The sequence below is a fragment of the Paracoccus sp. DMF-8 genome (genome assembly GCF_029309835.1).
In the GTDB taxonomy this organism is placed as follows: Bacteria; Pseudomonadota; Alphaproteobacteria; order Rhodobacterales; family Rhodobacteraceae; genus Paracoccus.
In genome coordinates this window covers 1-25,953 of the sequence record NZ_JARJHL010000007.1, presented here as the reverse complement: position 1 = coordinate 25,953, position 25,953 = coordinate 1, and the positions used below count along the sequence as shown (strand labels likewise).

Sequence of the window (25,953 nt, the reverse complement as noted above, 5' to 3'; positions counted from 1 at the left end):
ATGTTCGAACGCGGCATTCTTTCACGAATCGATCCGCCCTTCGACACCGCTTTCACCAGCGGGGGTGAGGACGTCTGGTTTCTTCGGCAGTTGGTCGAGGATCACGGCGTGGTGCTGATCTGGTGCCCGGAGGCGCTGGTTCATGAAATCGTCCCCGCCCACCGCGCCACCTTCGGCTTCTGCGCCGCCGCCGTTTCAGCGATGGCCAGTTGAGATGCATCGTCGAAAGCGGCGCGGGCGGCGTCAGGGCGTTGGCGCGGGTCGGCTTCTGGATGCTGGCAGGGGCAGCGCAGGTTGTGCTGGCCGGAATCGGGGCGCTGGGTCACCTGGCCCTTCTCGACGACGCGCGCCGCGCGACTGGCGCTGACGGCGGCGGGTGGCGCAGGCAAAGTCCTGTGGTGGCGGCGCAAGCGAGGATAGCGACCGAACGATACCAGGGTCACGGAAGTCCCATGGCCCACATGCTGCTGGCTTGGCAGCAGCGCGGCCTATTGCGGCGAAATCAGATCGACCGTCGGAAAATAGGTGGCATAGCGGCCCCGGTCCCGTGTCAGCAGGCGATAGCCCCGGATCGCGGCATGGGCGCCGATATAGAAATCCGGCAGGGGCGAGCGGCGTTCGCCGCCCCTGCGGCGATAGCCGAGATAGGCCTTGCCAGCCAGAAATGCCGCTCTGCCGGGCAGGTCTTCGCGGTGAAAGACATCATCGGGCAACAGCGCGTCAAGCTGCTCGATCCGGCTGTGCGACACCGACAGTTCCGCGTAGATGATCGGGTTGATGACCATGCGCGCCCCCTGCCCTGCCCGGCGCAACTGATCCGCCGACCAGGATGACCAGACGGGATCATTCGTCGCGATATCCAGCAGGATGTTGGAATCGACAAGAACACCGGTCATTCGCGCGTCAGCGCCATGATCTCATCGGTGCTGAGCGCGGTATCGGCGCTGCCGGCGCAGGTTCGGGATCGCCTGATCCAGACGGCTGACGCCATCCACCGGACGCCGCCCCGCCTGAACGACGCGCACGACGCCGTCGTCGCCGATGTAGAATTCGACCTCGGTCCCCGGATGCAGCCCGGCGTGGTTGCGGACCTCTTGCGGGATGGTGACCTGCCCTCGATCGTGATGCGCATTTCAGCCCCCTCGAAAGTGTTACTGAAATGTAATACCGCCCATACGGTTGTCAAGATCGCGGCCGGCAAAGTGGAAAATTGCCAACTGGCAATTTCCTGTTACGCGCCGAAATGCTGGCGCATGAAACTGTCCATTGCAGCGCGCAACGCGTCTTCGGACAGGTCCGAGGAGAATTCCAGCCGGATCTTGCGGCCGCGTTGCTGCATGGTCAGGTTGCTGTCGATCCGGGCGGTTTCGCGCGGTTGCCGGGGGCCATAGGCAGCCTCTTTCAGCCGCGCCAGCACGGTCGGGACCGCAATCAACGTCCCCTGCCCGGCCTGCGCGGCCTGTTGCCGCGCCGCGATTTTCGCCGCCTCTGCCAGAACATTGGCTTTGGCATCCGACAGCATCGGGCGCAGGCTGCGGGCGCAATCCTTCAGTTCGGTCACTCTGCGGCTACATGCCTCGACAATCACGTCGGGCAGACGCGCCAGCCACAGATAACGCGACAACCAGGCCTCGGACACTTCAAGCCGGGATGCCATCGCCTTTTGCTTGCCCTCGTGACACAGATCCAGCGCGGCCAGATAATCGCGGGCGCGTTCATGAGTCCGCCAGGATCGGCGCGGTCGCGGTTTTCCAGATCGGCCAGCCGAAAGGCTCTTCATCGGTCAGGTCGCGGATTTCGACCAGATAGCGGAACTGCGTGATAAAGTTGTTGTTGCGCAGCCAGCGTCACGCGGCAACCGACGCCGTGGCGCCGCAGATCACCTCGTATTCGGCACCTTGCCCGGCAGGCAGCCTGCGCACAATGGCGGGAAATTCCTGCTGCCCCTGCGCCTTGATGCTGCCGATCAGATCGCGGCAGTTTTCGGCGTTCAGCAGATCAGAGAGCAAGCGGCTGTGGCGTTCTCCATTACGACGCAGGTCGCGGGATCGACCCAACGCTGGACCTTTTCCTCGCGCTGGCCGCTGTCCGACAGCGCATCTCCTGGCGTTCGAGAACGCGCGCGCCGCCCTTGTCCTCGGCCGGCGCCGGGTCGTCCAGATCCTTCAGGACATCGTCGAAAATCGCACTGCGACGCTTGCTCACAACAGGCCCTCCTTGGCGCAGGTTGCGGTGGCGGCTGGGCCAGGTCTTGCGGATCACCAGCTCGACCTCGCGCCCGAGATGGCATCCAGATAGGCCTGCGGCAACGCGCGCCGGGTTTCGGCGCGGGCCGTGGCGCCGGTCAGTTCGGAAACGGTCATCAGATTGGCCGTGGCATTGTCGATTTCGGCGGTATCTTTCAGCACCGCATTCGTTGGCGCATGTCATGCGGAAACCGCATCCATCATCCGCTTGATCGCCTGATGCGGATTTCTGGTCGTTCATTTTCGACGTGATGATCTTGACGAAACTGTATTCCCGTTCGCCGCCATGCCGGGCCAGTTCCGCCAGCGTGGTTTCCAGCATCTTCAGAGCGCGCAGAAGTCGAGAGTAAAGTCGATATTGTTCGGCGGCGCCGGATCAGGCAAGGCATTTCTTCGCCGCTCCAGCACCACAGCGACAACATTGCCAAGCGCGGGCGGCGGATCCAGCAAGATCACGTCGAATCCGATCCGCGATCGAGGCGACGCCTTCGCGCAGCCGAGTCCAGAATAAAGGCCGGATCCCGCGCCGTCCGCGCCGCGAATTCGATATTCAGCATCGTGCTGGGCCAAGGCCCGCCGGGATGATCGCGATGCCCGGCCAATAGGTCGCGCGCAGGGCATAATGCAGCGACCGCGGCCCGCCAGCTGAAAGAAGGGATAGAGCGTGTCTTCATCCTCATCGGCATCGACATCGGGATTCAGCCCGGAACACGCAGGCGGTCGAGGTACGCCCGTGAATCGCAGTCGATGACGCAGACGCGATAGCCGCGCAGGGCCAGAAACTGCGCCAGAGGCACCACCAGCGTGCTGATTTCCTCGACCTCGCCTCCCAGCTCGGGATATTGCCAGAACCAGCGCCGGATCATCGGGCGCGCGATGCGGGACCGTGCCGAAAACCTCGCGCATGCGGTTCACATCCGCCAGTGCCATGGCCGTGTTCCGGCGCCCCAGTGGTGCTGTCGCGGACGGGTACCAGCGGCAAGCGCCCATCGGCTTCGGCGCGTCGCGGATGGCCTTTTCCTGAGCGGCCGACCATAGTCGGCGGCAGTCCGGCACGTTGAAATGCGCCGCTGCTTTGCGTGCCGGGGGCAAAGACGCGTTCGCGCAGGCGTTCGATGACGGTGGACGCGCGCCGGCTGAGAACCGACAGCTCGTCAAGGGTGACTGGAGGCAATGGCGGATCTCATCGGGGTTTCTTTGCTGCTCTGTTTTCGCAAGTATGTTCGGACCGGCTCTGTCGTAAAGTTCGGATTTCTGGCAGCATCACGCCAAAAAGCGAAAGTTGGCGCGCGGGGCGGCAGATACGGCACGTTCGGGGTTCTGGCCCTTGCAAGGCGATCCAACCACCCAATCCGTAAGTTTTGGTCCCAAGACCTGCCATTTGCGCGATCACCAGATCCAAAAACAAAACCACCCCTTGAGTTCTGATTCAGGGATTCTGGATTCATGCCTCATAGGCGATTGTTTCTCTGCCATAAAAACCCGCAGACCTTACGTTATGGGATGGTTTGCATTACGTTCCGGGATGTTTGGCCTTACGAATCGGGGCGGCTGTTCTTACCTTTCGGATGGTGCTGAAACCTTACTTATTGAAGGCGTCACCGCCGCGTCTGGATCGGCATCTTTTTTTCCTGCAAAAGCAAGGGGCTGCGAATCACCTGACGGGGCGGTGATTCGCTGTTGCTTACATATTGGGTGCATTGGGGGTCGCGTCGGGTCGGCTGGCTTGAACTCTCACAGCTGTTGCGGTACAAAAGTAACGGTCTCTGGTGTGAGGGCAAACATGGCTGACACGACGGATCCGCACGGTCGAGGCAAAGCCCGAACGCCGACAGCCTGGTCGAAGCCGGGCGAGCTGGTCGATCTGATCGAGGTCACGCCGCTGACGCTGAACGACCGCCGCATCTATAACCAGCTGCTGGAGAACGCCTGGGAGGCGATCGACAAGCCGGTCACTCATGTCGTGTCCAAGTCCGCGCTGCGTGGCAGCCACAATTCCAACGACCGCGTCGGCGAAAGCCTGGAGCGGCTGATGTCGGCGATCGTCAAGGTCGCGGTCATCTGGGACGGCGAGCCCGCAATCGAACGTGTTCAGCTGCTTGGCGGCAACCTGGAAAGCGGGCGGGCGGACGGGTTGCTGGAATATGAAATCCCGGCGCGGCTGCGGAAGATCATCCGCAACAGTCAGGTTTTCGCCCGGCTGCAGCGCGAGGTGATGTTTGCGCTTTCGTCGAAATATGCGCTGACCTTGTATGAAATGGTCCAGAAGCGCGGCAATCTGCGCTGGAAGGCGTCGGAGCGTTTCACGCTGGATGCGCTGCGCGGCATCATGGGCGTCCCGAAAGGTAAGCTTTCGTGCTGGTCGAACCTCAAACTGCGCGCGATCGACCCCGCCGTGGCCGAGGTCAACGCGCTGTCCGATTTCATGGTCGAGATTTCGCCGATCAAGACGGGCAGGGCGGTGACCCATGTCGAAATGCGGTGGTGGAGCAAGGATGGCGATGCGCGCGGCGCGGCGGATCGTGCCCTGCAGTTTAGCAAGGTCGGGCGGCGCGTCAAGTCCGAAGGACGCACGGAACAGGTTTCGATACCGGTTTCAGGCGGGCAGGGTGTGCGGCCGCGTCCGGCCTGGCTCGATTCTCGCGGTGCGGCGCTGCAGACCTCGACCTATGAAACCGCGCGGCTGCGCCATCCGGGCTATGATATTTACTTTGTCGAGGGCGAGTGGCGAAGCTGGGCCGCCAACAAGGAACCCGCCGCCGATCCGGACCGCGCCTTTCTGGCCTTTTTCCGCAGCTATGCGGAAAACAACCCGATCTGACTGCCGATCCGACCGGAAATTGCCAATTGGCAATTTCCCGATCCTGCCACGCCCGGGCGCTCTGGGTTGCCGGAACACATGCGGATCAGCCGGGCAGGGAAGAGAAAGCGGGGCGCGTGAAACGCGCCCCTGCCATGGTCCAGAGCCTTGCCTTCAGCGCCGGCTGTTGCTGGTGAAAATCCCACCCAGGACCATGCCGACCGTCAGCCCCAGCAGACCGACCGAGGTCAGGACCGTTGCCGTCGTGCCGGGATTTTCCCGCGCCACCTCTGCCACGGCATGAGCCTGTTCGCGGGCATGGCGCACCATGTGACGGGCGCGTCCGCGATGGTCATCATAAGCCTCTTCGGCCTCATCCACCGCATCCGAGGCGCGCGACGCCAGCGAACGGCTGATTTTCGCGATTTCCCGTTTCAGATCGCCAATCTGCTTTTCCAGATTCGCGCGGATATCGTCGGCATTGTCGGCCATCATCATCTCCTTCGATGTCATGGACGGAAAACGGCTGAAGCGGGCAGGGGTTCCATCACGTTGCCCTTGGTGGCGGGGATCGTCCCGTCAGTCGTCTCTCAGGTTGATCTTGCCCGTCGGCTTGTTGCCGTCGTCGAACCATTCGATCAACCTGCCGACCTTGAGGATCGTTTCGCTCATCCGGATGGCCATGTCGCGGGTCAGGGCCGAATCGGCGATCTTGCCGTCCTGATCCACCATGCGAAAGACGATCCGGCGCGGCGCCTCGACCGACAGGCTGAAATCGACGGGCTCATGCGCGTCGACGCGTTTGCGAATAGGTCGGCGGCGGCGGCACTTGGGTGGAGGTGGGACGAAATGACTGCGAGCGTTCACAGAGGCCTCATGATATGATCCGGCAGCCGGCGACTGGCATCAGCCATCGACGCGTCCAGGAATGCGGATTTAATGGAAAAACTCGATACATGTTGGCAGATGCTAACGGACAACTCTACGCCTGTCTGGATGGATGGCGCGACCGAAAGCTTAACCATTTCCGGATTCACCCGCGCCGCGAGAGCTTTAGGCGATCAGGCCTGCCCACGACAGCGATCAGTTGCAGCGTGGCTGCCCGCTGTGCGGGCCGGGATAACCGCCGCTCGCAGGTGATCCGGCGGACGGCGGTCCGTGGCATGGGCCTGTCAGAATTTCGCGCGCAGGGTCAGATCCGCCGAACGCTCGTCGCCATAAACGACGGTGTCGTAAAACCCGGTGGTCGCGTAATATTTCTTGTTCAGGACGTTGTTGATGAGAGAAAGCCAGCTCGGTCCTGTCGTTCAGGTCGTATTTCGCGTTCAGGTCAAAGACCGCATAGCTGCCCTGATGGACGTTCGGCTGTTCGATTTCCGAGGTGAAATCCATGCCGTCCGTGCCGCTTTGCCAGCGCATCGCGCCACCGACGACCAGACGGTCGTCGAATGCAGCCAGCCGGTAATCTGTGGCCAGTTTCAGCGTATGCTTGGGCTGGTCGGCCGCAAAGCGGTTGCCATCGCCGTCTTTCGAGGTGCGGAAGGTATAGCCGGCCGACAGTTTCCAGCGGTCGGTGATCGCGCCTGCCGCCTCGATTTCAAAGCCGCGGGTTTTCGTGCCGTCGATGCTTTCATAGATGTCGCGCAGGCGGGTTTCATCATAGCCGACCCAGTTCGCCACGTCCTTCTGGTCGGTCTGGAAAATCGCGGCCGAGGCATAAAGCGCCCCGCCCATCAGATCGGCCTTGAGCCCCAGTTCGTAGTTCCAGCCATAGGTCGGATCCAGATAATCGCCGCTGATGTCTTGCGCGATCTGCGGCTTGTAGATGCTGGTGACGCTGCCATAGGCCGTATAGGTCGGGTTCAGGTCATAGGTGAAGCCCAGATAGGGTGTGATTTCGCCGCTATAGTTGTATTCATGCGTCGGGCTGCCAAGCGACGCCTCGGTGCCTTTCCACCAGTTCGCGCGAGCGCCGGCGATGACGGACAGGGCATCGGTCGCCTGAAACTTGCCCGTCGCATACAGGCCGTATTGGCGCTGTCTGCTGTCCCATGAACTGGTCACATCGTCGGAAAAGCCGGGGCGCGGATAGCTGCCGTCCCAGTCAAAGACATTGCCGACCGGCGGCATGGTCGTCGTATCGACCGCGTGGCCGTAATAGTTGCTTTTGAAATCCGAGGCCATGGCACCGAGGACGAATTGGTGATCGCGGCCAAGGCCCAGAAAATCGCCGTTCAGTGCAGCATTCAGCGACGAAACCTTTGTCGTGCCGTTGTATTTCGCGGCCCAGGATGACATGCCAAGCCCGGTTTCGCGGTCCGGGGTGCCGGTGATCCAGGTCAGTTCCATATCCGCCTCGCTGCGGATACGGATCGCGGTCACGCGCGCGGTCCAGCCGTTGTCAAAGACATGTTCGATCGCCGCGAAAGCCTCGGTCCGTTCGGTGTCGTTATAGGTCCAGTCCGCGCCAAGCGTCGATCCGCGTTTCCAGTCGATCAGCCCGCCATCCGCGTAGAACGGCGGCAGGCCGCCCCATGTCACATTGTCGGCCTTGGCTTTCTGATAGCTGAGACCGGCGCTGAGCACGGTGCCGTCGCTCAGATCGGCCTCGATGGCGCCGAACAGGACATATTTGTCCTTGTGATAACTATCCAGAAAACCGTCGCGGCTGTCGACGACGCTGACCAGACGGCCGCGCAGGCTGCCGCTTGCCCAGCGCACCGGACACATCGGATCTGATCCGTGCGCCGCGCGGATAGGCCAGCGACACCGCAGCCTGATTTTGGAATTCTGCGGTCGGGCGTTTGCGGATAAAGTTGACTGAGGCGCCGTCTTCGCCCGCGCCCTGCATCAACCTGTTGGCGCCGCGCACGATTTCGACATGGTCGAACAGCGCCATGTCGCCATTGTTGTCGCCAAAGGTCCAGGCGCCGTTGCGCGGGGCTGGGACGCCATCATTGATATGAATCGACAAAAACCGCGCGAATAATAGTTGATGCGGTCGCTTTCGAAGGCCTGAACCGTGATGCCGGTCGCGGCATTCATCGTTTCCTCGATGGTCGTGATATTGCGATCCTGCATCTGCTGATGGGTGATCGCGCTGGTCGATTGCGGCGTTTCCTTTTTGGCTCAGCACCAGACCGGTGGCGGAACGCATCCATTCGGTCGTCCAGCTCTCCGAGTTTTCGGTTTCCGTGGCGGGGGCGGCGCTGATGACCACCTCATCCAGAATGACGATGCCTTCGGTGGTGCTGTCCTGCGCAACTGCCGCGCCGCAAAGCAGCGACAGGACGCCCGCGCCGGGGCGCCGTGGTCATATGCGCGCGGGACAGGTAGTGGTTTCGGGTTCGGTGTGACATGAGCCAGCCTTTCCAAGCGTTTGGGGGGTGGCTTGCCTGTCGGGCTGGCTTTTGCGCTGCTGTTTGGCAGGTTTGGTTAACGAATCAATCGCCTTGGACCAGATCACGGAATGGCGTGGCGGATATGACACAAATGTGACCCGACAAGCACGGGTCGCGAAGGGCGCTGTGTCGCATTCCGATGTTGTGGCGCGGCGCGCCCGCCCGCCCGCCGCAATCCCGACGGCCGCGAAACCCCGGTGATTTTCCAGCGATTTTCTCGCAAATCGCAGCGGGAATCATGCGATCACGACCCTGCGCGAACTGCGCTAACCAGCCCCCAAATGCCAGCCCATGAGGGTCTGGCACTATGCCCGCCGGTTCAAGCGGGCAGACATTGCCATGCCAGCCAACCTTTCGGTGCCGCAAGCCAGGCTCTCAGGACAGGAGAACGACATGGCGAAGATGATCCGCATTCCGCAGGATATCCGGGGCTGGCCTGCGTGCCGGGTGATGGCCGGGCTGATGGCCTCGACCCTGGCCGCATCGGGGGGCTTGGCACAGGACGCCGATCCTGCGCCGGACACCATCGTGCTGGACACGGTCTATATCCACGGCAGGGCGTGTGGCAGAACAGCGAACCGGTCGCGGCTAGTACGGCGACGGGTGGCGAAGACGCCCACCGAAATCATCGACGCCCGCGCGCAGGTGTCCGTCGTCACCGCCGAGGAACTGAAGACCCGCGCCCCGAACGATCTGATGCAGGCGCTGTCCTATACCTCCAGCGTGACGACCGACGAATACGGTTCGGACAACCGCTACGACTTTTTCCGCATCCGCGGCTTTTCGGCGGGCGGCGTCTATCGCGACGGGCTGCCGCTGCGCACCTTCAATTTCACCGGCGGCCGGATCGAGCCCTATTCCGTCGAACATATCGAGGTGCTGAAAGGCGCAACCTCGACCCTGTTCGGGCTGAACGCGCCGGGCGGGCTGATCAATGTCATCACCAAACGCCCGCTGCAGGATCCCTTTGGCGAGGTCTATACCTCGGTCGGCGAAGACCACGCCGAAATCGGCATTGATACCGGCGCGCCGCTGGATGCGGAGGGGGTCTGGACCTATCGCCTGACCGCGAAATGGCAGGATCTCGACCGATGGCAACCCGGCGCTGCGCGACGACCGCCGTTATATCGCGCCCGCCCTGACATGGAGCCCCTCGGCCCAGACCACGCTGACGCTGCTGGCCAGCTTCTACCAGCAATTCGGCAATACCGGGAATTCGATCCCCGTGGGGTCGACGCTGCCGCATGACACCTATTTCGGCGAGCCTGATTTTGCCGCCATGGACCGCACAGAGCGCGCCATCGGCTACGAATTCACCCATGATTTCGGGGGCGGGCTGACCTTTCGCCAGAATGCGCGCTATTCGAATTTCGACATGCTGTATCAGCAGGCCTATGTGCAGGCCGGATCGCCCACCGGCCGTTACGCCTATCTGATGCGCGGCGAGGCCAAGCGCATGGCCGTCGACACGCAGCTGCAATATGAAACCACGCTGAAGGGCATGCAAAGCCGCAGCCTGATCGGCGTCGATTATACCGATGACGACGTTTACGAACGAACATGGTTCGGCACGGCAGGCGCCATCGACATCAACAACCCGATCCCCTGCGGGATGTCCTGCATCAACCTGTCGCCCTCGACCACGACCGACATGACGCAAAAGGCGGCCGGCCTGTATCTGCAAGAGGAACTGACCATCAACGACCGCTGGATCGTGACGCTTGGCGGGCGCTATGACCGGGTCAGGACCGATGTGGCCGGGGCCGATACCGGCAGCAAGCAGACCGCCTTTACCAAGCGCGCGGGCCTGACCTACAAGGCGACGGATGACCTGTCGTTCTATGGCAATTATTCGAATCCTTTGATCCGCTGGCGACCTATTACACTGCGTCCGTGGATGATCCGAAACCGGTGCGCGCCAAACAATACGAGGCGGGCGTGAAATACCGCCCGGCGGGTACGGATGCGCTGATCAGCTTTGCCCTGTTCGATCTGGACCAAAGCAACATCCTGCGCCGCAATGACGACGGCACTGTCTTTTCGCTGCCCGGCGCATCGGTGCGCGGGGTCGAGCTGGAAGGCCGTCTGCCCCTGCTGGACGACCGGCTGAACCTGAATTTCGCCTATGCCTATTGGGATGCGCGGATCGAAGGCGGCGCGCTGGACGGCAACCGCCCGCTGCTGACGCCGCGCCATGTCGCCTCGATCTGGGCGGATTACAGCTTTGCCGCCGACAATGCGCTGGACGGGCTGAAGATCGGCGCGGGCGCCCGGCTGGAAGGCAAGCGTTTCGCCGATGACGCGAATACGACGCCCATCGGTTCGGCCGTGATCTTTGACGCGATGGCCAGCTATCCGATTGGCGAGACGACGGAAATCGCGGTGAATGTGACGAACCTGTTCGACCGCGACTATGTCGCGACGATGAATTTCGACAATACCGCGACCTTCTATGGCGATGCCCGCGAAATCAAGGCGACCCTGCGCCACCGCTGGTAATCGCGGCCCTGCGGGCTGCAACAGAACGCCGCGCAGCACTGGCGCGGCGTTTTGCATTTTGGCCGCCGGGGGCAGGGGCTGTCCCGGCAATACGGACGTGACGGAGTTTTCTGGACCCGGTTGTCGAAAAAACTTGTCGGATCTGCGGCGGGAAATTACTCTACCGAAAGTGCGCCTTGCGCATGACCTGAACGGAGCAAGGTTTGACCGCCCTCATCTCATTGTCCCGCGCCATCGACATAACGAATGAACTGATCGGAAAAGCCGTCGCCTGGCTGATCCTCGCGTCGATCATCATTTCGGCGACCAATGCCGTGTCGCGAAAGGCATTCAGCCTTAGCTCGAATGCCTGGCTGGAGGCGCAGTGGTATCTTTTCTCCGCCGCCTTCCTGCTGGTATCCGGCATGGACGCTGATGAGCAATGAACATGTCCGCGTCGATCTGTTATACAGCCGCATCCGGGCGGCGCGGGCAGGATCTATATCGATATCGTCGGGACGGTCCTGTTCCTGCTGCCGCTCTGCCTGATCGTCGTCTGGCTGTCGTGGCCGGTCTTTCTGGCGAAACTGGCCTCGGGCGAAAGCTCGAACAATACGGGCGGGCTGGTGTTGTGGCCCGCGTGGATGCTGATCCCGCTTGGCTATACCTCGCTTGGGATCCAGGGCATTTCCGAACTCATCAAGCGCATTGCGTGGCTGCGGGGGGATCTGCCCGATCCCGTGCAGGTGGCAGACGCCGACGCTGCGGAACTGGAGGGCCCCGATGCAATTCATTGTCGAAAACATGGCCCCGCTGATGTTCCTGGGGCTGATCGTCGTCCTGCTGTTCGGCTATCCGGTGGCCTTCGCGCTGGCCTTTACTGGGCTGGCCTTCGGCCTGTTCGGGATCGAGCTGGGGCTGCTGCCCGTCAATCTGTTCCACGCGATCCCTGACCGGATTTTCGGCCAGATGGGGAACGAGACGATGCTCGCGATCCCCTTTTTCACCTTCATGGGCCTGATCCTTGAACGATCCGGCATGGCCGAGGATCTGCTGGACACCATCGGCCAGCTTTTCGGGCCGGTGCGGGGCGGCATCGCATTCGCGGTGATCGCGGTCGGGGCACTGTTGGGGGCGACGACGGGCGTGGTTGCAGCATCGGTGATTTCGATGGGGCTGATCTCGCTGCCGATCATGCTGCGCTATGGCTATGATCGGAAGGTTGCGGCGGGGACGATCGCGGCGTCAGGAACGCTGGCGCAGATCGTGCCGCCGTCGCTGGTGCTGATCGTTCTGGCCGACCAGCTTGGGCGGTCCGTCGGTGATATGTACATGGGCGCGATGGTCCCGGCGCTGATGCTGGTCGGCTTCTACATGCTGTATATCGTCGTCGTTTCGATCATCTGGCCGCACAAGGTCCCGGCCCTGCCGCCAGAGGCGCGGACGCTGCGGGGTGCCCGCTTGCTGCTGCGGGTCGTGACCTCGCTGATCCCGCCGCTGATTTTGGTGTTTCTGGTTCTGGGCACGATCTTTATGGGCATCGCCACCCCGACCGAAGGCGGCGCGATGGGCGCGGTCGGCGCGCTTGTCCTTGCGCTGATCAAGCGCAAGCTGACTCTGCCGCTGCTGCGCGACTCGATCTATGCAACCGCGAAACTGTCGGCTTTCGTGCTGGCGATCCTTCTGGGCGCGCGGGTTTTTTCGCTGACCTTCTATGGCGTGGACGGCCGCATCTGGGTCGAACATCTGATGACCTCGATTCCCGGCGGCGCCTTGGGTTTTCTGATCGCGGGCGAACCTGCTGGTCTTCTTTCTGGCCTTTTCCTGGATTGCTTCGAACTTGCCTTCATCATCATTCCGCTGCTGGCGCCAGCGGCTCAGGCCATGGGGATTGATCTGGTGTGGTTCGGCGTCATGCTGGCGATCAACATGCAGACCTCGTTCATGCACCCGCCCTTTGGCTTTTCGCTGTTCTTCCTGAGATCGGTCGCGCCGTCGCGGCAATATCGCGACAAGGTGACGGGGGCACTGATCCAGCCGGTCACGTCGGAGCCAGATCTATCTGGGGCGATCCCTTCGCTTGGGATCCAGCTTGTCATGGTGCTGATCGTGGCGTCGTTCCCGCAACTGGTCATGCATTACAAGGGCGCTGTCGTCGATTTCGACCCCGCGACCGTCAGGCTCGAACCTGCCGGGCGGCGCGGCGACGCCGCGCCACTGGGAGCTGCGCTCCAGCTCGGCACAGCACCTGCCGAGCTTTGGAGGCCAGCGCCGCGGCTAGCCCCTGTTGCGCGCCGGCTTTGGCGCGCCGACGGATCAGGTGCCGACGGACCGGAGCCACCGGCGCCCAGCATCGGCAGCCCGCGAAATGACACCTGCCGGCGCCGACCTTCGGGCAATAGTTCGCCGCAACCAATAAGCGCTATATAGCGGGAGGAAAGGAAAAGAGGATGACCGATCGTATTGAACGCCGCAGGTTTCTGAAAAGATCAGCGACCCTTGGGCTGGGCGCTGCTGCAGCGGCACGTTGGCCGCACCGGCCATTGCCCAGTCCACGCCGAATATCCGCTGGCGGCTGACTTCGGGTTTTCCGAACAACCTTGATACGATTTACGGCGGCGCTGTTTACGCGGCCGAGCGTGTCAAGGAAATGCACCGGCGGGAAATTCGAAATTCAGGTCTTTCAGGCGGGCGAGATCGTTCCGGGCGGGCAGGCGCTTGATGCCGTGGCCGGGAATACCGTGGAAATCGCCCATACCTGCGGCTATTGTTTCACCGGCAAGGATCCGGCTTTCGCCATTGGCTCGGCCATTCCCTTCGGGCTGAATTCGCGGTTGCAGAATGCCTGGCTTTATCATGGCGGCGGGAATGAGGCTTATGACGATTTCCTGAAGGACCACGGGCTGATGGCGCGTCCGGGCGGGGCGACCGGAAGTCAGATGGGCGGCTGGTTCCGCAAGGAAATCAACTCTCTGCAGGATCTGAGAGGGATCAAGATGCGGATCGCCGGTGTCGCGGGCGATGTGATGTCGCGCCTTGGCGTGGTGCCGCAGCAGCTGCCCGGCGGCGATATCTATCCGGCGCTGGAACGGGGCACCATCGACGCCGCCGAATGGGTCGGGCCTTATGACGACGAGCGGCTCGGCTTCTATCAGATCGCGCCCTATTACTATTATCCTTCCTTCTGGGAAGGCGGGCTGACCATCCACTTCTTCATCAATCCCGGCGAATGGGAAAAGCTGCCGGATGAATACAAGGCCGCGCTGGATACCGCATTCCATGCCGCGAATATCAACATGCAGTCGCTTTACGATGTGAAAAACACGACGGCGATCCGGTCGCTGGTCGGCAAGGGGGCGCAGTTGCGTCCGCTGCCGCGCGATGTGATGGACGAAGCCTATAAGCAGGCTTTCGCGCTCTATGATGAATATGGGCAGAAAAGTCCGGCATGGGCCAAGATCTATCCCGAATGGAAGAATTCCGCGAAGAAGGTTTCAGAATGGTTCCGCGTCGCTGAATTTTCTATGACAGCTATGTCTCTCGGCGCGCAGGCGGCTGGTCAGTAACAGGATCGCGGTCTCCTCGAACCGATAAAAGCGGCAAGCCATTTGCCGCTGTTCGTCATGCCGTGCCCGGCCTTTGTGGTGCCATTCCGGCAGGGGTCACGATCCATCGTCGGCATGGCGGCCGATGCCGATCCCCATGCCCATACCGCCACCACCCATGCCCCTCATACCGCCGCCACCGCCCCCGCCGCCCTCTCCGCGTCCACTGCTTCTGGAGGAACTGCCCGATTGTCGCACCGGACCCTGCAAGGGGATGGCGACATCTGCCGGCATCGGCTCCAGATCCAGCGCCTTGCGGATGAAGTCGCGCAGCGAGACGACCAGTTCGGCGGTCTGGACCGGCCGCCCGGAGACCATCTCTGACGCGGCATGACTGGCCAGACGCACCTGTTCCTCGGTGCCCAGAAGGATGATGTCCGAAAGCGCGGCCTCGACCGCATCGCGGATGCGTCGGGCGCGGTCGGAACCCGTCGCGTCAGCCAGCCCGGTTTCGGCCGTGCGCTGCCGCAGGTCGCGCAGATGGGTCGGATCAACACGCAATTCGCCGGTGAACGAGCCGCCCAGAACCTTGTAGGCGGCGATCAGCGTGCGCAGCCGTTCGTTGATCTGGCGGTTCATGCGCTGCTGGCGCTGCTGGATGGTCAGCAGCATGAGCACCCTGATACCGACCCCGATCAGCGCGAACAGCGCAAGGCCCAGCAGGGTGGTCAGGACCCCCTGCCAACTGCTGAAATCGAAATACCGCATGATCACCTCCGCCGCCGGGTCATGCCCGTTATCCCATCGCTTCGGGGTGCTGCGCCAGAGGAATTTCCAGGGGCAATCCGTGCATGAAACCCCGTAAATCCAGCCCGTCCGGCGTGTTCACGACCGATCTGCCCCCCTGCCACAACCACATGGGATGCAACAAAACCCATCGGGTTGGCGCTGGACAATCCGGCCGGAAATTCGTAGACTGCAAAGACTTTTCGGAACAGACAGGCGACCTGAACATATACATCTCGCCCGGTTTTCGGGGGTCAGGGGCGCCTATCGGGGCTTGCCTTTACGCGTTGATCAAAGGCTTGCTTCAGGCTGCGTCACCTCTTGTTGTAATTCAGAACGGGAGGTTGAAATGCAATCGGATCGAATGAGAAACGAGTTCCTGATCAAGGATCTTGTCGTGAGGATCGGTGGTGGCCGCGGCGGCGCCTGGATGCCGGGTCCGGACGATGAAACCCCGCCGACCCCCATTTCGCCCATCGCCAGCGTCTTGACGCGGCTCGATGTCGTCGAAATCGTGCGGGGCACGATACTGGAGGCGATCAAGTCCAAGAACTTCGACGGGATCGGGGTCGCCATCCAGACTGCCGGCCTTGAAGGCAACCCGGTCATCGCGGGCGCGATCAAGGATGTCGGCGCGGCCGTGGTCGCTGCGGCCGCCTATGCCTCGCTTGGCGGCGAGGTCGGGCTGGTCAACCCGGATTGCGGCGGCACGTCTTTCGAAACCATTCCCCCGACCCTCACCCCCGTCGTTCACCACGGCAGGGAATTGCACCGGGTCAGCGAACTGGGGCGTCTGCGCAAGCAACTGGCCGAAACGGTGGCCTATCTCGACAAGGCGGCGACGGTCAGCGCCCCGCAAGGGCGCGAAATCGGTGCCGTTCGCGCCGAGCTTGAAAGTGCGATCAAGCAACTTGGCTGGGTGAGTGATGGGCGGGCCGCCGACCGCAGCCCGGTCGAGGCTCGTCTGCCTTCTCGATCGCCGTTTCAAAAGCCGAGGCGACAAGGATGCGCAGCCATCCGCGCATGGCAGCAAGGCGGTCATTGCGGCTGCTTTGCGCGGGCGGCTGCGCGACGAAGCACCGGCGGATGCTGCGGTCGGGCGGGCGCTGGCGCGTCTTGTTCTGGACGGGGTGCTGGAGATCGAAGCCGGGGGCGGTTTCGTCTGCGGCCCCTTGGCGCATGGCGCGGTTTTCGCGCCGGTTGCGGCAACAGCGGCCCCGGGCCGGTTGTCGGACCTGTCGATGCGGGGGGTGCAATATGGCGCCGCGCTGGACATGGCCGATGCGGTCGCCCTTGGCTGGCGGCTCTATCGCTACGGGGCCGTGCCTGATGGCGCGCAATGGGACGGCATCCTCCCGCCGGGGGAGAGGGTGGGGGGATGGCTTTCGCTTTGGCAGGATGGCGCGGCGCGCAGGGTTCTGGCAGGGGATTATCTGTTTTCGGCTCATCCGGCGTTGGTTTTCGTGGACGCATGCGCGCGGCCGATGCCGCGACATTGGCGGATGCGTCCTTCCAGCTCTATGTCAGCCCCCGGCCCGAGGAGATGGGCGGGGCGATTCCCCGTATCGCCAAGGTCTTTGCCCGCCGCGACGTCCGGTCCTTCAAGGTCGGGCGCGATCTGCACGGGTTGCTGCGCGCCGACAAGATCGTTGCCTGTTTCGCCGCGCGCCGATCTGGACCGGGTCGCGGATGCGCTGTCTGGCGTTGACTGGATGGCTGTGCGGCGCAGGGCGTGCCCTTCACCGCCGAACTGGCGGGTCAGGGGTTGCTGTCCTGGGGGCATGGACCCGCCCCGGCGGCATGGCCGGGAACAAAGCTGGCGGGCTACGGGTCACGGCGCGTCTGGCACGCGCGCTTGTCGCGGCGCGGGCGTGCGGCAGTGTCGCGCCAGCGGTCTATGCCCGCGACAGGCTTGGGCTTGACGGTGTCGATCCCGTCTTGTGGTGCCCCGAGCCGGGCATCTGGGATGCAGAGGTGGCGCGATGGGCGCCGATGGCGGGCCCGATCTGGCGGGGGCGCTGTTCGTCCGGGCGCCCGGCCTGCGGATGACGCCCGGTGCCGGATCTGCCCGCGCCATGAGTGCGCTGCTACTGGACCCGATGCGTGACCCCGAGGATCAGGTCGCGCTGTCGCGGGACGGAACCCGCGCGACGACCCGTCTGGTTTCGGCAGGCCTTGCCGCGCTGCTGGCCGGGTTCGACCCGCCACGCCGCCTGACCGATGCCGTCCTGCACTATGCCAACGCGCGCGGGCGCGATCCGATGGCGGTGCTTGACGATGCTTTCGACGCGCTGGACCGGCTGATCCTGGAAGGGTTTCTGATGCCGGCGGATACGGTTGCGCAGGCGCAGGCGCGCGGCCGGGCCCCTGATCCCCGGCGATGTCGTGGCCGGCTTTCGGATCGTCGACGACCATCCGGGTCTTGGAAGATACCAGGAGGTCCCATCTTGCCAGAAACCGCCGATGGCCGGCATGTGGCGTTGAAGATCGCGCGCGATGCCATGTCCTCCGCCACCTCATCCGCGACTGGCGCCATTCTGACGACCGAGGCGGCCATCCTGCGCCGTCTTGGCGGCGGTATCGCCCCGGCCCTTGTCGGCACCAGGGCACCGACGAAGGGCGGGCCTTCATCGCCAGCGAATGGCGCGTGGGCGAGGCGATTTCGAGCGTGGCGCAGCGGGCGCGCGCTGCGGGCGACAGGGGACGGCTGCACCATCTGGGGGTGCGTCTGCTGGAAACCTATGCGGTTCTGCACAGGGCGAGGATCGTGCATGGCGACATCCATCCGGGCGGCCTATCGTTGTGGCCGGAGATGATCGCCTTTCGCTGATCGATTTCGGGCGCGGCCGGTTCTTCGATCCGCATGGCGCCGGGGATGCGCCCCCGCCTGCCGGATGCCACCCCGTGCCGGGATCCCCCATTATTACGAGACCGGAAATGGCCCGCGCCCTGCTGAACGGGATGCTGCCGCCTGCGGCGGTGCCGCGCGGCGAACAATATTCGCTGGCCGCGCTGCTCTATCACTTTCTGACCGGGCGCCACTATGCCGAATTTCCCGCCGAACAGACCGCGCTGCTGGAACATGTCCTGCGTGATGCGCCGCTGCCCTTTTCCGCATGCGGTCACGCCCCCTGGCCGGATGCCGAACGGGCATTGGCGCGCGCGCTTGCCAGGGATCCCGCCGCGCGCCACGCTGATGTCGCGGCCTTCGCCGGGAGCCTTTGCGGCGGCCATCCCCCGCCCGGTCCGGATCGCGTCGGGTGGTGCAGGACGGCGCGGGCGCGGCATTCCTCGGGGCGTGGCTGGATCGGGTCGCGGACTGGGACCGTCAGGCGGACGATCCCACCGCCGAGGCGGATCTGGCGCAATTCGCGCTGGCCGCCGCGCAGGCGCGGGGATCCGGACCTGCTTGCTTCGGCGGATCTGTGGATCACGCGCGCTCAGGCCGGTTCCGGCTGGCCGACCGCCGCGCTTGCCGCAGCGACACATCATGCGCGGGGGGATCGCGGCTGCGAGGCACAGGCGATTGCGGCCTTCCTTGCCGGTTGCGGGCAACCGCCGGATGCTCTCGACTTTCTCGACGGGCGCGCCGGGATGCTTTGGGCCGCCGCGCATCTGCTGCGTGGCGGGGCCCGGCACGGGCTGGATACTGCGGCGCTGGCGCAATGGGCGCGCCGGCAGGCAGGAGCGCTGTGGCGTGATATCGACGACTGGCCCGCGATTGCCGATTGCGTCCCGTTGCCCCATCTGGGGCTGGCCCATGGCTGGGCGGGGCTGATCTTTGCGACCCTTTTCGCATGCCCGGCGGCGGGCATGGCGCTTCCCGCCGGGCTGGGCCGCCGTCTGGACGAACTGGCCGCGCTTGGTCATCCTGCCGGACAGGGGCTGTGCTGGCCGGGCACCCTGGCCCTGCCCGGCGTCACGCGGCACACGCTGCCCTTTGCGCCCGGCTGGTGCAGCGGCAGCGCGGGTTTCGTCTGGCTCTGGGCAAAGGCGTATGAGGTTCTCGGGGTGCCGCGTTTTCTGGATCTCGCGATCCGGGCAGGCCGTCACGCCGTCGATACCGGGGTGATCAACCCGGACCTGTGCTGCGGCATGACGGGACAGGGCTTTGCGGGCGCTGACGCTGTTTCGCGTGACCGGAGAGGCCGCATGGCTGGCGCAGGCCGGGCGGCTGGCGATGACGGCGGTCGACCGTTGGCGGTCGATGGATCGACCGCCCTGCGGCTTGCGCAAGGGACCACTGGGAACCGCGCTGCTGTGCGTTGCGCTCGGCACTGTCCCGGAACGGGCGCGGTGGCCCCTTGTTCAGACGACACCGCCCGGCCCGCGCCCTGTGGGTTGATGGCAGCCTGATGCGCGACCCGCATGCAGTGCCCGCGACCCTGCCGTCACAAGGGGCGCGGAAGGCCAGCCTCAGATCGGCCCCGGCCGCGCCGTGCAGGACGTCGAACGCGGTCGGGGCCGGGAGGTGCGATGCGCAACGGTGTCATCCCTTCGGGATCAGCGCCGCCCCGCTGACGATGGAAAAGATCAGCACCGCCAGCCGCAGCGCAGGGCCGTTGATGCGGGCATGGACATGGCGCGAAAGCCAGCTGCCCGCAAGCACCGCCGGCGTCAGCGCCAGCGCCGCCCAAAGCTGACCAGTTCCGACACGCCCGGCGACCAGCAGAACCGCCAGAGAGATCAGCTCTCCGACCAGAAAGCAGGTGGCCACGATCGCGCGCAGCGCCGGCCCCGGACGCGTGCTGGATACAGCAGCGCCAGCGGCAGGCCGCCGATCCCGGTCGCGCGTCTCGGTCACGCCGGTAAACAGCCCGACGCCCAAGGCGGACGGCCGTCCGGGCGAAAAGGGCGGCGCCAGCAATGCGATCAGTGCGGCAAGGATGGTCAGCAGCCCGACCGCGATTTCAAGCTGGCGCACCGACAGCGCGACCAGCACCGCCATGCCCAGAAAGGTGCCAAAGAACCGCCCGACGGTAATCCAGCTTGCGCCGGGGCGGTCGATGGCCTCGCGCTCGCGCCAGGCGACCAGAAAGTTCAGCGGCAGCATCAGGATCAGCAGCGTCACCGGCAGATAGGTCGCATCGACAAAGCCGAAGATCGGCGCCATGATCAGGGCAAAGCCGATGCCGACCGCGCCCTGGATAAATGCGGCGCCGCCGACCAGCAGCGACAGAGCAAGAAAGACGGTCAGGGTCACGCGCGCCTCGTTGCGATCAGGCTGTCGGCGGTGGGGTGGATGCGCTGGATCGGCGCGGCGGCGATGGCGGGGGCAGCGGTGGCGCGGATCTCCTGCATCAGGGCGCGGGCGTCCCAATCGACCGGCCAGCCTTGCACCAGCCGCAGCCTGCCGTTGGTGAAAACCGCGTCGATCTGATCGCGGTTGCCATAGCGCACCAGTTCCCATGTCCAGATCATGCGAGGGGGTGAACTCGGGCCGGTCCAGATCGACCAGCAGGAAATCGGCGGCCAGCCCCGCCGCGATCCGCCCGGTCACCGCCGACAGCCGCGCCGCATCGGCGGCCATCCGCGTCGCCGCGTCCAGCCACAGCCAGCCCCCGCCACAGGAACTGTCGCCGGAGGCAAGGCCATAGCCCGCGCGCTGCATCGTCTCGGCGGCATCCATCAGCCGGAAGCCGTCGGCCCGCGCGCCATCGGTGCCAAGACCGAAGCGGATGCCAAGCGCCTGCATCTGCAAGGCCGGGGCGACGGCGTTCCCCTTCCAGACCGAGGCCACGGGGTTATAGGCGACCGCCGTGCCGCTGTCGTGCAGCAGGTTCAGCTCATGTGGTGTGATCAGCGTGGAATGCGCGATCAGCGTCTGCGGGCCAAGGGCGCCGACATGGGCCAGATGCTCCAGCGGACGGCGGGTGTTTGCGACCAGCGAACGCTCGACCGCGACCAGATGCTCGTTCACATGCGTCTGGAAGGTCACGCCCGCCTGCGCGGCCATTTGCGAGATATCGCGCAGCATCGCGTCGCTGGCCACCTCGGGGATCGAGATCGCCAGCGAGCCGTGGATCAGCGGATCGCCCTCATATGCCGCCAGATGCGCCTCGGCCGCGTGCAGGATCGCGGCCCGGTCGGGGATCTGTGCCGCCCCGACCAGATCGTTGCAGATCTGCGCCACCACTAGCCGCAGCCCGGTTTCCCGCGCGGCATCGACCAGCCCGCCGATATGCCCGGCGGAACGGGTGCCCGCATCCACCGCCGTGGTAAAGCCGCCGCGCAGGCATTCCAGCGCCGCCAGCTTTGACGAGAGATAGACCATATGCTCGTCAAGGCTGCCCTCCAGCGGCACCCAGATCCGGCGAAAGATCTCGGACGGTTCGCCAAAGACCAGCGACTTGCCAAGCGATTGCGTCAGGTGGGTGTGGGTGTCGATAAAGCCCGGCATCATCAGGTGCCCCGGCAACTCGACCAGCCGCGCGCCCGGATGGCGGGCCTGCAAGGCGGCGGGGGGGCGATTTCGTCAAAGCGTCCCCCGCGCAGCAGCACGGCCATTCCGGGGCGCGGGCCGTCGTCCAGAAGCAGGCGACCGGGGGCGAGGATCACGTCCTCGGTCGTGGCGAATGTCTGGCGCAGGTCGGTCATCAGTCGTGTTCCTTTTCGGGGGTTGCGGGGGCGCTGATCTGGAACAGCGCATTGACGACGGCCGCCGTGATCGTGCCCGCCGCCAGACCGTTGCCCAGAACCATCTGCGTCCATTGCGGGAACTGGCTGTAGACGCCGGGCACGAGGATCGGCATCAGCCCCATTGCCAGACCCGCGGCCAGCGTGAACATCGCGCCATGCCCGCGCAGGTCGACGCGGCTCAGCACATGGATGCCGATCACGCCGATGATGGAAAAGACGATGACCGCCGTGCCGCCCACGACCGGGCCGGGCAGGACACTGGCCAGCCGCGACACCGGCGCGATCAGCGCGATCACCACCAGAATCACCCCCGCCATGGCGGTGACATAGCGCGAACGCACGCCGGTTGCGCGGACGATGCCGACATTCTCGCCCGAGGTGATGATCAGCGAGGTGCCGAACATGCCGCCCAGGATCGACATGGCCGCATCGCCCCGGATGGTGCGCGGCACGATGGCATGGGCATCGCCCTTGCGGTCGACGATTTCGGCGGTGGCGATGGTCTGGCCGGTCGCCTCTGCCATCGAGATGATCGAAAAGATGATCAGCGGCAGTGCGGCGATGACGTCAAACTTGGGCATCCCGAAGGGGAACAGATGCGGCACCGCGACGACCGGCCCGCTCATCACGCCGGTCAGGTCCAGCCGCCCCAGTGCGGCGGCCAGCAGCGTGCCGGCGATCAGCCCCAGCATGACCGCGATGCGCTGCAAGGTGCCGGTAAAGATGCGCGCGAACAGGATCGTCCAGCCCGATGGTCGCCAGCGCCAGCCCGGACATTGACCGGATCGGCAAAGCCTTCGCTGCCGGGGCGTCCGGTGATGGTGCCGCCATAGATCGCGACCAGATTGACCGCGACCAGCAGCAGCATGGTGCCGACCACGATGGGCGGAAAGAACCGCAGCAACCGGCGAAAGACCGGCAGGGCCAGAAAATAGAAAGCCCCGGTCATCAGCACCGCGCCCACGGCGGTCTGCACGTCGGTCTGGGTGGCGATGGCCAGAAAGATCGCGATGGGCGCGCCACCGGGCACCATGATAAAGGGCAGTCGCGCGCCGAAACCGGCGGTGCCGAAACTTCGCAGGATCGAGCCGATGCCGCAGACCAGAAAGGTCGCGCTGATGATCGACACGGTCAGCGCCAGATCAAATCCCAGTGGTCTGGGCGACCAGAAACACCGCCGTGATCGGCGATGCGGCCATCACCAGCACATGCTGGAAACCATAGAGAATCAGGCTCTTGAGCGGCAGGATCTCGTCCACGGGGTCGGTTGGAATTGCGTCGCTTGTCATGTTTTTTCCCTGTTGTAGATGGTCGTTTGCGTTGTGCAAATCGTTTTGCTTATGGTTTTGCTAACATGGATTCCGCCTTATGCAAATCGTTTTGTCATGCTATGCTGCGGGTTGACGACGAATGAGGGCGCACCGAGCAGGCCAACAATTTCGGATTCATCGGCTGAAGGCGGCGGGCGTTTCGGTCACCACCGTTTCGCCCACCTTCAGCGGCAGGCGGCATGTGGATCCCGAAACCGGGGCGCGTGTCCAGGCGCTTGCCAGGCAGATGGGCTATCATCCCAGCAGTGCGGCGCGGGCACTGCGCAGCGGGCGGACAGGGACCATCGCGCTGGCCTCGTCCATGCCCTTTACGGTGGCAGCCGGTCCGTCACGGGCACGGGCTTCCCTGTGGAAATAGCCGCCTCTGCCGCGATGTCGGCGCTGACCCGGAATCTGGCGTTGTGCCTGATCCGCCGCATCCGACCGCCCGCGCCAGCAGCATGGCGGGCTTTGACGGGGTGATTCTGGTCGAACCGATGCAGAGACGATCATGGTCGCGCATTTCGAAACGCGCAGCACGCCGGTCGTGTCAATCCGGGACGGTGCCGGGCAGACCCGACATCCCCGCCGTCGATATCCGCTCGGCCGAAACCGCCAAAGTACTGCTGGCGCATCTGGCGGATCAGGGCTGCCGTCACGTCGCGGCGCTGATCGGGACAAGCCCCCGCACCAGCCAGATCATGAGCGAGGCGGCCTATCGCGCCTTGTTTCGATCATGCCCACCGCCCCGAAACCACGGCGCATGCGGACGAGGCCGAGGGCGAGGAAGCGGGCTATCGCGCCACCTTGCGGCTTTTGCGCGCCGAACCCGGCATTGACGCGGGATTTTCGCCATCGACGCCTTTGCCAGCGGCACCGTACGCGCGGCGCAGGATCTGGGCCGGAAGGTTCCGCAGCAATTACGCATCGTGACGCGCTATGACGGCCTGCAGGCCAAACTGTCGCAGCCCCCTCTGACCGCGGTGGATCTCCACCTGCCTGCGGTGGCGGACAGGCCGTGCAGCTTCTGCTGGAGCGGATCGAGGGCAAGGGCCGCAGCGCACAGGCCAGACTGCCGGAACTGGTGCGCGCCTGTCATCGGTCATTCCGGGCGGGCCTGATGACCCGCCGCCGACACCGCCGAAGGTGAACCCGCCCGCTAGGGTCTGGACGCCATTGGGATTTCAAAGCCAGTAGATGGCGGGGGCAGCCAGTGCGATTGCTGGCAAGAATACGCTTAAGGGCAGCGGTCGTGCCAGGTCGCCACACGCCGCCAATCCTTGAGGCCTGCCGAACATGATCTCGATCCGGTTGCGCCGTTTGTACCGACGCTTGTCGTACACGGCGGTGCCTCTTCCGCTGCTTCTGGCTCTGGGATGCAGGCGCGTATCCCTTTGTCTTTCAACGCTGTCTCGACCAGTCACGGCGTCATAGCGCGATCCCCAGGCAGCCAATCGACATCCGGCGAGCAGCTCAGCAATGCCCGCGCGCCGATGTAATCAGCTGACCTCGTCCCGGCAGTGACGAACAGGTTGAGGGGCGCACTGGCTGTCGCAGATGGCGGTGCAACTTGGTGTTCATGCACCGCCCCCGGACCGCGACCAATCAGGCGCTTCCACGCCCCCAGCACCGCGCCCATGCTGGTCGCGGTGCGGTGGGCCAGCTCAGGTAAGTTGGCGTCGATCATCACGGTCGCTACCCTGCTTCGCCGTGCCCGGCAGCAGACCGCCATCATTTGGGCAAAGATGCCCTTGTCGCTCCACAGCACCGCTCGGCTGTATAGTGTCTTGTGCGGGTAATACCGCCAGGCTGCCGGAGACATCGCTTGCCACCGTAAACCATTGCGATTGATAGAAGATAATCCAGCTTAACGCGTCGATCATCGACGCGAGGCTTACCGTGGGACATGGGCAGGAAAGGCTCAAGACGCGCCATCTGCGCGTCCGTCAGCCAAAAAAGATCCAGACATGGTCACCGCTCGCTTTTCGGGCTAGATGAATCACGCCGCCAGTCGGAAATCAATGGGTCCTGAGCCACCGGGAACCGCCATCCTGACCGGCGGGCGAAAGCAGCGCATCATCGTCGCCAGCTGCCTGATCCGGGCAGTTCGATCCGCGCGAACTGATTGCGTGCGTGGTCCAGAAAGACCGCCGCCGCCAGGGGCAGGTTCGTGCCGTTGCGGATCATCAGGCCAAAGCGATTTCGTTCACTTCCTCCGACAGCGGGCGAAAGATCAGGCGCCCCTCGGCAATGTCGGTCTGCGCGCCGATGGGCGTCGTGATCGAGACGCAGCGCCCGGTCAGCGCCAGCTCGACCAGCATGCGGATGGAATCGACCTCGACCAGCGGCGGCAGGGTGTTGGTCGCCTGCATCAGAAAGGGCTCGACCACCTTGCGGATCGAGATTTCGGGCGTGGCCATCGCCATCGGATAACCCAGACATTCGCGCGGCTCGATCGGGCCGCGATTGCCCGCAAGGGGGTGGTCGTGGCGCAGCATGGCGCCGATGCTGACATCGCGCTGCAAGGCCACATTGACCTGCGGATTCTCGTCTGTGACGAAGCCAAAGCCGATTTCAGCCCGTTCGCTGATCAGCCGCTCGACCACCTCCGCCGCCGAAACCACCGAGACCTCAAGCTGCAAGCCGGGATAGCGCCGCCCGAATTCCGAAATGATTTCAGGCAGGCGATGCGAGTGCTGTCACACAGTATGGAAGTCGTTCTTTAACCTTAGCAATACGTAGCTTCGC

The 25,953-nt window shown here is 64.3% G+C and carries 33 protein-coding genes and 2 pseudogenes; 16 read left to right on the top strand and 19 right to left on the bottom strand.

The features are described from left to right. On the top strand, positions 1 to 213 hold the full coding sequence (locus tag PE067_RS06550) for a hypothetical protein (protein WP_276188401.1): 213 nt from the start codon (positions 1 to 3) through the stop codon (positions 211 to 213). A 275-nt stretch (positions 214 to 488) separates the two neighbouring features. On the opposite strand, the gene PE067_RS06545 is transcribed toward PE067_RS06550, so the two are convergent. The 6 genes from PE067_RS06545 to PE067_RS06520 all read right to left on the bottom strand — a co-directional run bounded on the left by PE067_RS06545 (position 489) and on the right by PE067_RS06520 (position 3,112). Then, positions 489 to 896 (bottom strand): PIN domain-containing protein, encoded by a 408-nt coding sequence (locus PE067_RS06545; RefSeq protein ID WP_276188400.1) that lies wholly within the window; start codon positions 894 to 896, stop codon positions 489 to 491. A gap of 335 nt (positions 897 to 1,231) precedes the next feature. Continuing rightward, positions 1,232 to 1,780: a hypothetical protein gene (locus PE067_RS06540; RefSeq protein WP_276188399.1), complete on the bottom strand. Its 549-nt coding sequence runs from the start codon at positions 1,778 to 1,780 to the stop codon at positions 1,232 to 1,234. 67 nt (positions 1,781 to 1,847) lie between these two features. Beyond that, entirely contained in the window at positions 1,848 to 2,057 is a 210-nt protein-coding gene (locus tag PE067_RS06535) for a ParB N-terminal domain-containing protein (RefSeq protein WP_276188398.1), read from the bottom strand. Between the two features lie 201 nt (positions 2,058 to 2,258). Beyond that, positions 2,259 to 2,408, bottom strand: coding sequence for a hypothetical protein (locus PE067_RS06530; RefSeq protein WP_276188396.1), 150 nt, complete (start codon positions 2,406 to 2,408; stop codon positions 2,259 to 2,261). Between the two features lie 162 nt (positions 2,409 to 2,570). Further along, complete coding sequence (locus tag PE067_RS06525) at positions 2,571 to 2,816, bottom strand: hypothetical protein (RefSeq protein ID WP_276188394.1); 246 nt, start codon at positions 2,814 to 2,816, stop codon at positions 2,571 to 2,573. Between the two features lie 128 nt (positions 2,817 to 2,944). Beyond that, positions 2,945 to 3,112: a hypothetical protein gene (locus PE067_RS06520; RefSeq protein ID WP_276188392.1), complete on the bottom strand. Its 168-nt coding sequence runs from the start codon at positions 3,110 to 3,112 to the stop codon at positions 2,945 to 2,947. Positions 3,113 to 4,029: 917 nt separating this feature from the next. Here PE067_RS06520 and PE067_RS06515 point away from each other — a divergent pair. After that, positions 4,030 to 5,067 (top strand): replication initiation protein, encoded by a 1,038-nt coding sequence (locus PE067_RS06515; protein WP_276188390.1) that lies wholly within the window; start codon positions 4,030 to 4,032, stop codon positions 5,065 to 5,067. 153 nt (positions 5,068 to 5,220) lie between these two features. On the opposite strand, the gene PE067_RS06510 is transcribed toward PE067_RS06515, so the two are convergent. The 4 genes from PE067_RS06510 to PE067_RS06495 form a co-directional block, all read right to left on the bottom strand. After that, on the bottom strand, positions 5,221 to 5,538 hold the full coding sequence (locus tag PE067_RS06510) for a hypothetical protein (protein ID WP_276188388.1): 318 nt from the start codon (positions 5,536 to 5,538) through the stop codon (positions 5,221 to 5,223). Between the two features lie 87 nt (positions 5,539 to 5,625). Beyond that, the gene (locus PE067_RS06505) at positions 5,626 to 5,913 is read right to left on the bottom strand and encodes a hypothetical protein (protein ID WP_276188387.1); all 288 of its coding nucleotides are present in this window, start codon (positions 5,911 to 5,913) and stop codon (positions 5,626 to 5,628) included. 216 nt (positions 5,914 to 6,129) lie between these two features. Next, the gene (locus PE067_RS06500; protein ID WP_276188386.1) at positions 6,130 to 7,767 is read right to left on the bottom strand and encodes a TonB-dependent receptor; all 1,638 of its coding nucleotides are present in this window, start codon (positions 7,765 to 7,767) and stop codon (positions 6,130 to 6,132) included. A gap of 129 nt (positions 7,768 to 7,896) precedes the next feature. Beyond that, positions 7,897 to 8,127 (bottom strand): hypothetical protein, encoded by a 231-nt coding sequence (locus tag PE067_RS06495; RefSeq protein ID WP_276188385.1) that lies wholly within the window; start codon positions 8,125 to 8,127, stop codon positions 7,897 to 7,899. Between the two features lie 62 nt (positions 8,128 to 8,189). On the opposite strand from PE067_RS06495, the gene PE067_RS06490 reads away from it, so the two are divergent. The 7 genes from PE067_RS06490 (at position 8,190) to PE067_RS06455 (ending at position 14,491) form a co-directional block, all read left to right on the top strand. Beyond that, positions 8,190 to 8,402 carry a hypothetical protein gene (locus PE067_RS06490; protein ID WP_276188383.1) on the top strand — a complete coding sequence of 71 codons (213 nt, stop codon included), beginning with the start codon at positions 8,190 to 8,192 and terminating at the stop codon, positions 8,400 to 8,402. A gap of 438 nt (positions 8,403 to 8,840) precedes the next feature. Continuing rightward, on the top strand, positions 8,841 to 9,695 hold the full coding sequence (locus PE067_RS06485; RefSeq protein WP_276188382.1) for a TonB-dependent receptor plug domain-containing protein: 855 nt from the start codon (positions 8,841 to 8,843) through the stop codon (positions 9,693 to 9,695). After that, positions 9,586 to 10,389, top strand: coding sequence for a TonB-dependent receptor (locus PE067_RS06480; protein WP_346429665.1), 804 nt, complete (start codon positions 9,586 to 9,588; stop codon positions 10,387 to 10,389). Before PE067_RS06485 ends, PE067_RS06480 begins: the two co-directional genes overlap by 110 nt. Next, a complete protein-coding gene (locus tag PE067_RS06475) occupies positions 10,359 to 10,946 on the top strand; it encodes a TonB-dependent receptor (protein ID WP_276188380.1) in 588 nt (195 codons plus the stop codon). The genes PE067_RS06480 and PE067_RS06475 overlap by 31 nt, the downstream gene beginning before the upstream one ends. A 203-nt stretch (positions 10,947 to 11,149) precedes the next feature. Continuing rightward, on the top strand, positions 11,150 to 11,371 hold the full coding sequence (locus PE067_RS06470; protein ID WP_276188379.1) for a hypothetical protein: 222 nt from the start codon (positions 11,150 to 11,152) through the stop codon (positions 11,369 to 11,371). Between the two features lie 337 nt (positions 11,372 to 11,708). Next, on the top strand, positions 11,709 to 13,355 hold the full coding sequence (locus PE067_RS06460) for a TRAP transporter large permease subunit (RefSeq protein ID WP_276188378.1): 1,647 nt from the start codon (positions 11,709 to 11,711) through the stop codon (positions 13,353 to 13,355). 209 nt (positions 13,356 to 13,564) lie between these two features. Further along, a complete protein-coding gene (locus PE067_RS06455) occupies positions 13,565 to 14,491 on the top strand; it encodes a TRAP transporter substrate-binding protein (protein WP_276188377.1) in 927 nt (308 codons plus the stop codon). Between the two features lie 96 nt (positions 14,492 to 14,587). On the opposite strand, the gene PE067_RS06450 is transcribed toward PE067_RS06455, so the two are convergent. Together PE067_RS06450 and PE067_RS06445 are read right to left on the bottom strand one after the other, a co-directional pair. Then, complete coding sequence (locus tag PE067_RS06450) at positions 14,588 to 15,238, bottom strand: hypothetical protein (protein WP_276188376.1); 651 nt, start codon at positions 15,236 to 15,238, stop codon at positions 14,588 to 14,590. 349 nt (positions 15,239 to 15,587) lie between these two features. Next, positions 15,588 to 16,298, bottom strand: a complete 711-nt coding sequence (locus tag PE067_RS06445; protein WP_276188375.1) for a hypothetical protein — start codon at positions 16,296 to 16,298, stop codon at positions 15,588 to 15,590. 429 nt (positions 16,299 to 16,727) lie between these two features. Here PE067_RS06445 and PE067_RS06440 point away from each other — a divergent pair, with 429 nt between their 5' ends. The 3 genes from PE067_RS06440 to PE067_RS06430 all read left to right on the top strand — a co-directional run bounded on the left by PE067_RS06440 (position 16,728) and on the right by PE067_RS06430 (position 19,612). After that, a complete protein-coding gene (locus PE067_RS06440; RefSeq protein ID WP_276188374.1) occupies positions 16,728 to 16,964 on the top strand; it encodes a hypothetical protein in 237 nt (78 codons plus the stop codon). Positions 16,965 to 17,238: 274 nt separating this feature from the next. Continuing rightward, positions 17,239 to 18,072, top strand: coding sequence for a hypothetical protein (locus PE067_RS06435; RefSeq protein ID WP_276188373.1), 834 nt, complete (start codon positions 17,239 to 17,241; stop codon positions 18,070 to 18,072). 121 nt (positions 18,073 to 18,193) lie between these two features. Next, entirely contained in the window at positions 18,194 to 19,612 is a 1,419-nt protein-coding gene (locus PE067_RS06430; protein ID WP_276188372.1) for a lanthionine synthetase LanC family protein, read from the top strand. 133 nt (positions 19,613 to 19,745) lie between these two features. Here PE067_RS06430 and PE067_RS06425 read toward each other — a convergent pair whose 3' ends face one another. Genes PE067_RS06425 through PE067_RS06405 form a run of 5 tightly spaced genes read right to left on the bottom strand, consistent with a single transcriptional unit; the run spans position 19,746 to position 23,184 of the window. Then, positions 19,746 to 21,659 (bottom strand): TSUP family transporter, encoded by a 1,914-nt coding sequence (locus PE067_RS06425; RefSeq protein WP_276188371.1) that lies wholly within the window; start codon positions 21,657 to 21,659, stop codon positions 19,746 to 19,748. Further along, positions 21,659 to 21,853 (bottom strand): hypothetical protein, encoded by a 195-nt coding sequence (locus tag PE067_RS06420; protein WP_276188370.1) that lies wholly within the window; start codon positions 21,851 to 21,853, stop codon positions 21,659 to 21,661. The genes PE067_RS06425 and PE067_RS06420 overlap by 1 nt, the downstream gene beginning before the upstream one ends. Then, complete coding sequence (locus PE067_RS06415; RefSeq protein ID WP_276188369.1) at positions 21,853 to 22,587, bottom strand: solute carrier family 23 protein; 735 nt, start codon at positions 22,585 to 22,587, stop codon at positions 21,853 to 21,855. The genes PE067_RS06420 and PE067_RS06415 overlap by 1 nt, the downstream gene beginning before the upstream one ends. Beyond that, positions 22,575 to 23,024: a solute carrier family 23 protein gene (locus PE067_RS06410; RefSeq protein ID WP_276188368.1), complete on the bottom strand. Its 450-nt coding sequence runs from the start codon at positions 23,022 to 23,024 to the stop codon at positions 22,575 to 22,577. The genes PE067_RS06415 and PE067_RS06410 overlap by 13 nt, the downstream gene beginning before the upstream one ends. A 13-nt stretch (positions 23,025 to 23,037) precedes the next feature. Next, the gene (locus tag PE067_RS06405; RefSeq protein ID WP_276188367.1) at positions 23,038 to 23,184 is read right to left on the bottom strand and encodes a hypothetical protein; all 147 of its coding nucleotides are present in this window, start codon (positions 23,182 to 23,184) and stop codon (positions 23,038 to 23,040) included. A gap of 121 nt (positions 23,185 to 23,305) precedes the next feature. Here PE067_RS06405 and PE067_RS06400 point away from each other — a divergent pair, with 121 nt between their 5' ends. The 4 genes and pseudogenes from PE067_RS06400 to PE067_RS06385 all read left to right on the top strand — a co-directional run bounded on the left by PE067_RS06400 (position 23,306) and on the right by PE067_RS06385 (position 24,355). Next, positions 23,306 to 23,584: a LacI family DNA-binding transcriptional regulator gene (locus PE067_RS06400; RefSeq protein WP_276188366.1), complete on the top strand. Its 279-nt coding sequence runs from the start codon at positions 23,306 to 23,308 to the stop codon at positions 23,582 to 23,584. A gap of 43 nt (positions 23,585 to 23,627) precedes the next feature. Continuing rightward, positions 23,628 to 24,044, top strand: a complete 417-nt coding sequence (locus tag PE067_RS06395; protein WP_276188365.1) for a hypothetical protein — start codon at positions 23,628 to 23,630, stop codon at positions 24,042 to 24,044. Between the two features lie 6 nt (positions 24,045 to 24,050). Continuing rightward, positions 24,051 to 24,158: pseudogene (locus tag PE067_RS21805) on the top strand (LacI family transcriptional regulator); the annotation flags it as partial. 65 nt (positions 24,159 to 24,223) lie between these two features. Continuing rightward, positions 24,224 to 24,355 carry a hypothetical protein gene (locus tag PE067_RS06385; RefSeq protein ID WP_276188364.1) on the top strand — a complete coding sequence of 44 codons (132 nt, stop codon included), beginning with the start codon at positions 24,224 to 24,226 and terminating at the stop codon, positions 24,353 to 24,355. 34 nt (positions 24,356 to 24,389) lie between these two features. Here PE067_RS06385 and PE067_RS06380 read toward each other — a convergent pair. Next, positions 24,390 to 25,140: pseudogene (locus PE067_RS06380) on the bottom strand (IS5 family transposase). Positions 25,141 to 25,391: 251 nt separating this feature from the next. Continuing rightward, complete coding sequence (locus PE067_RS06375; protein WP_276188431.1) at positions 25,392 to 25,889, bottom strand: LysR substrate-binding domain-containing protein; 498 nt, start codon at positions 25,887 to 25,889, stop codon at positions 25,392 to 25,394. Between the last annotated feature and the right edge of the window lie 64 nt (positions 25,890 to 25,953).